Origin of the sequence: Streptococcus sp. k-378 (genome assembly GCF_013277505.1) — a bacterium.
GTDB lineage: Bacteria > Bacillota > Bacilli > Lactobacillales > Streptococcaceae > Streptococcus > Streptococcus pseudopneumoniae.
Window position 1 is genome coordinate 1 of sequence record NZ_VMNC01000061.1, and the last position, 5966, is coordinate 5966.

At 39.3% G+C, this 5966-nt stretch carries 8 protein-coding genes and 4 pseudogenes; 1 reads left to right on the top strand and 11 read right to left on the bottom strand.

The genetic code is table 11. The features are described from left to right. The 5 genes and pseudogenes from HT719_RS12030 to HT719_RS07205 all read right to left on the bottom strand — a co-directional run. Positions 1-142, bottom strand: a pseudogene (locus HT719_RS12030) (cysteine peptidase family C39 domain-containing protein); the annotation flags it as partial. Positions 143-274: 132 nt separating this feature from the next. Beyond that, entirely contained in the window at positions 275-904 is a 630-nt protein-coding gene (locus HT719_RS07190) for a Pr6Pr family membrane protein (protein ID WP_172928702.1), read from the bottom strand. Positions 905-906: 2 nt separating this feature from the next. Beyond that, the gene (locus tag HT719_RS07195) at positions 907-1245 is read right to left on the bottom strand and encodes a zinc ribbon domain-containing protein YjdM (RefSeq protein WP_001061585.1); all 339 of its coding nucleotides are present in this window, start codon (positions 1243-1245) and stop codon (positions 907-909) included. 130 nt (positions 1246-1375) lie between these two features. Then, entirely contained in the window at positions 1376-2047 is a 672-nt protein-coding gene (cmk, locus tag HT719_RS07200; RefSeq protein WP_000849384.1) for a (d)CMP kinase, read from the bottom strand. 8 nt (positions 2048-2055) lie between these two features. Further along, the gene (locus HT719_RS07205; protein WP_001040900.1) at positions 2056-2532 is read right to left on the bottom strand and encodes an SAG1386/EF1546 family surface-associated protein; all 477 of its coding nucleotides are present in this window, start codon (positions 2530-2532) and stop codon (positions 2056-2058) included. A 51-nt stretch (positions 2533-2583) separates the two neighbouring features. On the opposite strand from HT719_RS07205, the gene HT719_RS07210 reads away from it, so the two are divergent. Next, positions 2584-2787 (top strand): ferredoxin, encoded by a 204-nt coding sequence (locus tag HT719_RS07210; RefSeq protein WP_080564678.1) that lies wholly within the window; start codon positions 2584-2586, stop codon positions 2785-2787. Positions 2788-2850: 63 nt separating this feature from the next. Here the strand turns inward: HT719_RS07210 and HT719_RS07215 are convergent. From HT719_RS07215 to HT719_RS11340, 6 genes and pseudogenes are all read right to left on the bottom strand, one after another. Further along, positions 2851-2952: pseudogene (locus tag HT719_RS07215) on the bottom strand (group 2 glycosyl transferase); the annotation flags it as partial. Between the two features lie 38 nt (positions 2953-2990). Continuing rightward, positions 2991-3635 (bottom strand): hypothetical protein, encoded by a 645-nt coding sequence (locus HT719_RS07220; protein ID WP_000949237.1) that lies wholly within the window; start codon positions 3633-3635, stop codon positions 2991-2993. A 174-nt stretch (positions 3636-3809) separates the two neighbouring features. Next, positions 3810-4001, bottom strand: a pseudogene (locus HT719_RS12035) (glycosyltransferase); the annotation flags it as partial. A 246-nt stretch (positions 4002-4247) separates the two neighbouring features. After that, positions 4248-4793 (bottom strand): annotated as a pseudogene (locus tag HT719_RS12040) (glycosyltransferase family 2 protein); the annotation flags it as partial. Beyond that, a complete protein-coding gene (gene galE, locus HT719_RS07230) occupies positions 4747-5766 on the bottom strand; it encodes a UDP-glucose 4-epimerase GalE (RefSeq protein WP_001156508.1) in 1020 nt (339 codons plus the stop codon). The gene galE and the pseudogene HT719_RS12040, both read right to left, overlap by 47 nt. After that, positions 5745-5966: hypothetical protein (locus HT719_RS11340; protein ID WP_205380747.1), on the bottom strand; the 222-nt coding region annotated here is incomplete at its 5' end. The genes galE and HT719_RS11340, both read right to left, overlap by 22 nt.

Sequence of the window (5966 nt, forward strand, 5' to 3'; positions counted from 1 at the left end):
CATCCATACTCTTCTTAGCCAATACTCGCAAGTTAGCCAAATAATAATAACTACCATAGTAGCCAAAAACCATAGCTAATTAGGCTACACCGCAGTCCATCTGATCCACCTTCGGACGATAGTTACGTTTCCCAAATTTCATCTTCATCTCCTTTTGCCTAATACTCAATGAAAATCAAAGAGCAAACTAGGAAGCTAGCCGCAGGCTGCTCAAAACAGTGTGTTGAGGTTGCAGATGGAAACTGACGTGGTTTGAAGAGATTTTCGAAGAGTATTAGAATGACTTTCTCTTGATTTGCTTAATAAAGTAGAAGATAAATCCTGCTACCATATAGGCAACAAAGATAATCAGACACCACTTGAATACGACATCCCAACCCTTGTTCACATTTAAAAAGAAGTAAGGGAAAGGATTATCCTTGGCATTTGGAATATTGAGTTTTAGAACCAAGCCATTAAAAAGAGCAAACATCATATACAGCAAGGGTAAAATGGTCCACACTGCTGGATCCCAAATCTTATATTGACCCTGTTTGTCAAAAAAGAGGGTATCCGCTAAAAACCAGATGGGAACGATATAGTGGCAAAGGAAATTTTCTAGGGTATAGAAATTAGTCGCAATGGGCGCCAAGAGGAAATGGTAAATCACACAGGTAATCATGATACTCATGGTGACCCCACCTTTTAAGCGCAAGAGACTTGGCCTTTGCCAATTTTCACCTACACGGCTCATAACCTTTAGAAGATAAAGGGTAAAAATAGTTACCAAGAGGTTGGACAGAACCGTGTAATAGAGAAGCATCCCAAAACCACCATGCTTAGTAATTTCAAGATAAACTCCCGTAAAAGCCGCTAGAAACAAAAAGATACGGCTATAAAATACAAATTTATAGTGTTTTGACATGCTTAAATCTTCCTCACAAACTCTGATTTGAGTTTCATGGCACCAAAACCATCAATCTTACAGTCGATATTGTGGTCGCCTTCTACGATGCGGATATTTTTCACGCGCGTCCCTTGTTTCAAATCTTTTGGCGCACCTTTTACTTTCAAGTCCTTGATGAGAGTTACTGTATCACCATCAGCCAATTTATTTCCGTTGGCATCGATAGCGACAAGACCTTCTTCTGCTTCTGCAACTTCAGCAGGATTCCACTCATGAGCACACTCTGGGCAAACCAGTAGGGCACCGTCTTCGTAGACATACTCTGAGTTACATTTTGGACAATTTGGTAAATTGTTCATAGTTTCTCCTTATCATCATTCACTATTCTTTGAAAATCAAAATTTCTCGAACAGCAACTATTATACCCTAAAATCAGCATTTTGACAAATTTAGAAAAAAACCGATATCCATCTATCGGCTTTTCTACATTTACATTCTTTTTTCAGCTTCTGATTTGATTTTTTCAACTACTTCTTGAATGTTCAAGCCAGTTGTATCAAGATAGACAGCGTCCTCTGCTTGTTTAAGAGGAGAAGTCTCCCGATGACTATCCTTATAGTCACGCGCAGCAATTTCCTTTTTTAGGGTTTCAAGGTCTGTTTCAATTCCCTTGGCAATATTTTCCTTGTAACGGCGCCCTGCTCTCTCATCAACAGAAGCTACTAGGAAAATTTTCAATTCTGCTTGTGGCAATACAACAGTTCCAATATCGCGACCATCCATGACAATCCCACCTTGCTGGGCAATTTCTTGTTGGAGAGAAACTAGTTTCTCACGCACTTGAGGAATTGCTGCAATAGCAGAAACATGATTGGTCACTTCATTTTCACGGATAGGATGGGTAATATCCACATCTCCTACAAAAACAAGCTGGTCTCCAGTTTCTGAACGTCCAAAGCTGATTGGATGCTGGTCCAACAAGGTTAGAAGGGCTTCGACTTCTTCAACTCCTAATTGGTTCTTAAGAGCCATATAGGTCGCTGCACGATACATAGCTCCTGTATCAAGGTAGGTGAATCCAAAATCCTTAGCAATAATCTTTGCGACCGTACTCTTACCGCTGGAAGCAGGACCATCAATAGCAATTTGAATTGTTTTCATATCGGCTCCTATTTTATTTTTATAACATCACCTGGATTAGCAAACCAAGATCCTGTAGCCATGTGCCCAGGATTCAAGGCCTCTAACTGAGCAATGGAGATTCCTGCACGAGCGGCAATAGCTGCTTCCCCTTCTCCTGCGAGAACTTTAATCGTTCCTTCAGGATTAGCAGCTTCTTCTGAACTACTAGAAGTAGATTCTGGCTCTGAACTCTGCTCAGGCTGAGAACTGCTTGAAGATGAGACTTGTACTACACTTGCATCAGAATCATGAAAGTCTTTTAAGGCTGCTGTGCGATTACTCCCCCCCGATGATAGATAGATGAGAACGATGACCATCACCACCACAATTACAAAGAAAATACTAGCTAGGATCGTCAAAATACGATTAGCCATCCTATCAGCCCCTCCGTGGTTTCGATGCCGACGCTCTGCTCTTGCTTCTTCTTGATCATAAATATCTTCTTGCCACGGTTCTTTTGCCATACCTTACTCCTTGTTTTTTTTTACTTTTCTTATTACAATATAAATATGAACATGAAAATCACACTTATACCTGAACGATGCATCGCCTGTGGGCTTTGCCAAACTTATTCTGACTTATTTGATTACCACGATAATGGAATCGTGCGTTTTTACGATAATCCTGACCAACTGGAAAAAGAAATTTCTCCTAGTCAGGATGTCTTAGAGGCTGTTAGAAACTGTCCGACACGTGCCTTGATTAAAAATCAACACTAATCTCTCATAGTAAATTGACAAGAACGTTTCACTCTTTCTAGTTTAGCATATTTCCATGTAAAATTATAGTCTTTTCACTTTATTTTTTTCTGTAAAATCAGGAAGATCACTTTTTTCTTTAACGAGATAAAGTGGTCTTTTTTTAGTCTCCAGATAAATCTTACTGCAACTTATAATCTAAATTCCTCAATGAGAATAGACTTCTACCATTCTATTTCCTTTACCCTTTTTACAAATTCATTCCACTCTCGTCTACAATCTTTAGATAGGCATATATCCGTATAATTGAACGATAAATCTTTAATATTCTTCCACCAATCAAAAGAATTTCCCGCTTCTTCTGTTTCTATTCTTTTGTTAACTACTTCAACAATTGTATTATCTATCTCTTCCTTGTCATCTAAACTTAGAAATCTCCATTCAATTCCATTTGTATAAATTACTTTTTTATACCATAAAAGGTCTCCAATAAGTTGTCCCATCTCTCCAGTTATATGTTCAAAACTGTTCGATATGGTTGATTTGATTTTTTCCTCTGTAATTAAACTATAATTTAAATTCTTAACTTCCACGCATCCTCGAAGTTCCTTCCATTCTTCAATTTTTATACTTTTCCTAGATTTGTTTTCATAAGTCTTATCTAAAATAACTATATCAGGAAAATTACTTAGACCATAATAAATTTGTCCCAAACCCCTTCTTTGTCTTCCGAAGACATATCTTTTTGATAAACTATCTTTTAAAGTTGGCTTAATTATATCAGCAACTAAAGGATACAGTTCAACCTCTACATAATTTTGTTTCTTTATTAGCCCGATTTCTTCAGTATAATCCTCTTTACTTAGCATAAAATAACCCTCCTGAATGTTTTATTTATTAAGTTATCGTCTTTGCAGTAAATTTATTCCACATAGTTCATTTATATCATGTCAAATCCCTAATTTTTTTAAAAATCACTCAAGTTCCAGACCAAAAGAATTATAATTACAAAAAAGTGACTGCGCCAGATAATTCCTACTTTTTCATGATCTATGATAACTTTTTTCTTTGATAAGATAAAGTGGTCTTTTTTTAGTCTCCAGATAAATCTTACTGATATACTTGCCGAGAATCCCAATGGTCAAGAGTTGAATGCCTCCAAGAAAGAGAATGACAGCCATCAGAGAGGTCCAACCCGATGTCGGATTGCCCAAAATAAGGGTCCGAACCACGACAAAAAAGGTCATTAGTAGAGAAATAAAACAAGATAGGAGGCCAGCTACGAAGGCGATAATCAAGGGAAAATCTGAAAAATTCACGATTCCTTCAATAGAGTAGAAAAAGAGTTGCCTAAAACTCCAACTGGTCTTGCCAACCCGCCTTTCGACATTTGGATAGTCCAAATAGTGGGTTTTAAAGCCGACCCAGGCAAAAAGTCCCTTAGAAAAACGATTGGACTCGGTCAAGCTTAAAATGGCATCAACCACAGACCTTCTCATCATGCGAAAATCACGGACACCTGACGGCAAGGCTACTGGACTAATTTTTTTCATGAAGCCATAAAAGAGATCAGCACAAAAACTGCGAAAGAAGGGTTCTCCCTCCCGACTAGTTCTCCGTGTTCCTACACAGTCTAAATCTGCATTCTGGTCTAGTAAGTTTTTCATCTCAAGCAACATACCAGGAGGATCCTGGAGGTCTGCATCCATTACCACCACCAGATCTCCTGTCGCATATTGCAAGCCTGCATACAGAGCTGCTTCTTTGCCAAAATTTCGCGAGAAAGAAATATAATGCACTGCCGGATTTTGTTCCCGATAGGCCTTTAAGAGTTCCAAGGTCCCATCACTTGATCCATCATCGACAAAGACATACTCGATTTCTGTTTCCAAGTCAGGAATCAGAGCTTCCAGAGCATGATAAAAAAGAGGAAGTACTTCCTCTTCGTTTAAACAGGGGACAATGATTGATATCACCATCTTAGTCTTCGAATCCATTTGGATGCTTGCTTTGCCAACGCCATGCATCTTCACACATTTGGGTGATGCCTAATTCTGCTTCCCAGCCCAGTTCTGCTTTGGCTTTTGCAGGATCTGAATAGCAGGCTGCGATATCCCCTGGGCGACGGTCTACGATGCGGTAAGGAATTGGACGTCCCACTGCTTTTTCCATATTTTGGATAATTTCAAGAACTGAGTAGCCTTTACCTGTTCCAAGGTTATAAACGTTTAGGCCTGAACCTTTTTGGATTTTTTTCAGAGCTGCAACGTGACCTTTAGCCAAGTCAACAACGTGGATATAGTCACGAACACCAGTTCCATCTTCGGTATCGTAATCGTCTCCAAACACTTGCACTTGCTCTAATTTCCCAACAGCTACTTGAGTCACATATGGCAAGAGGTTGTTTGGAATACCGTTTGGATTTTCCCCCAAATCACCACTCTCATGGGCTCCGATTGGGTTAAAATAACGAAGCAAGACCACATTCCATTCTGAATCTGCCTTGTAGATATCGGTCAAAATTTCCTCTAGCATGAGCTTGGTACGACCGTATGGGTTGGTCACTGAAAGTGGGAAATCTTCCAAGATGGGCACTGTGTGCGGATCCCCGTAAACTGTCGCAGAAGAACTGAAAATGATGTTTTTACAGTTGGCTTCTTCCATAGCTTTCAAAAGGCTAAGAGTTCCAGCGATATTGTTGTCATAGTAGGCAAGAGGAATACGAGTAGATTCTCCAACAGCCTTCAAGCCAGCAAAGTGAATGACCCCTGTTGGTTCTTCTTGTTTGAAAATGTCACGAAGAGTATCTATATCACGGATATCTGCCTCATAGAAAGGTACTTCAACTCCTGTAATTCTCTCAACAACTTCTAAACTTTTGCGATTGCTGTTGACAAGGTTATCCACCACAACAACCTGATGACCTGCTTGGATTAACTCAATAACAGTGTGGGTTCCGATAAAACCTGCTCCACCCGTTAGCAAAATCTTTTCTTGCATCTTAATTCCTCGATTCTCGGATTATTTTTTCTTATTTTACCATTTTTGATAGGGAATGTCATTTGCCATCCTAGAGGGTAAGATAAAATTTCAGTAAAATGCTTATACTCTTCGAAAATCTCTTCAAACAACGTCAGCTTCGCCTTGCCATGGGTATGGTTACTGACTTCGTCAGTTCCATCCACAACCTCAAAACAGTG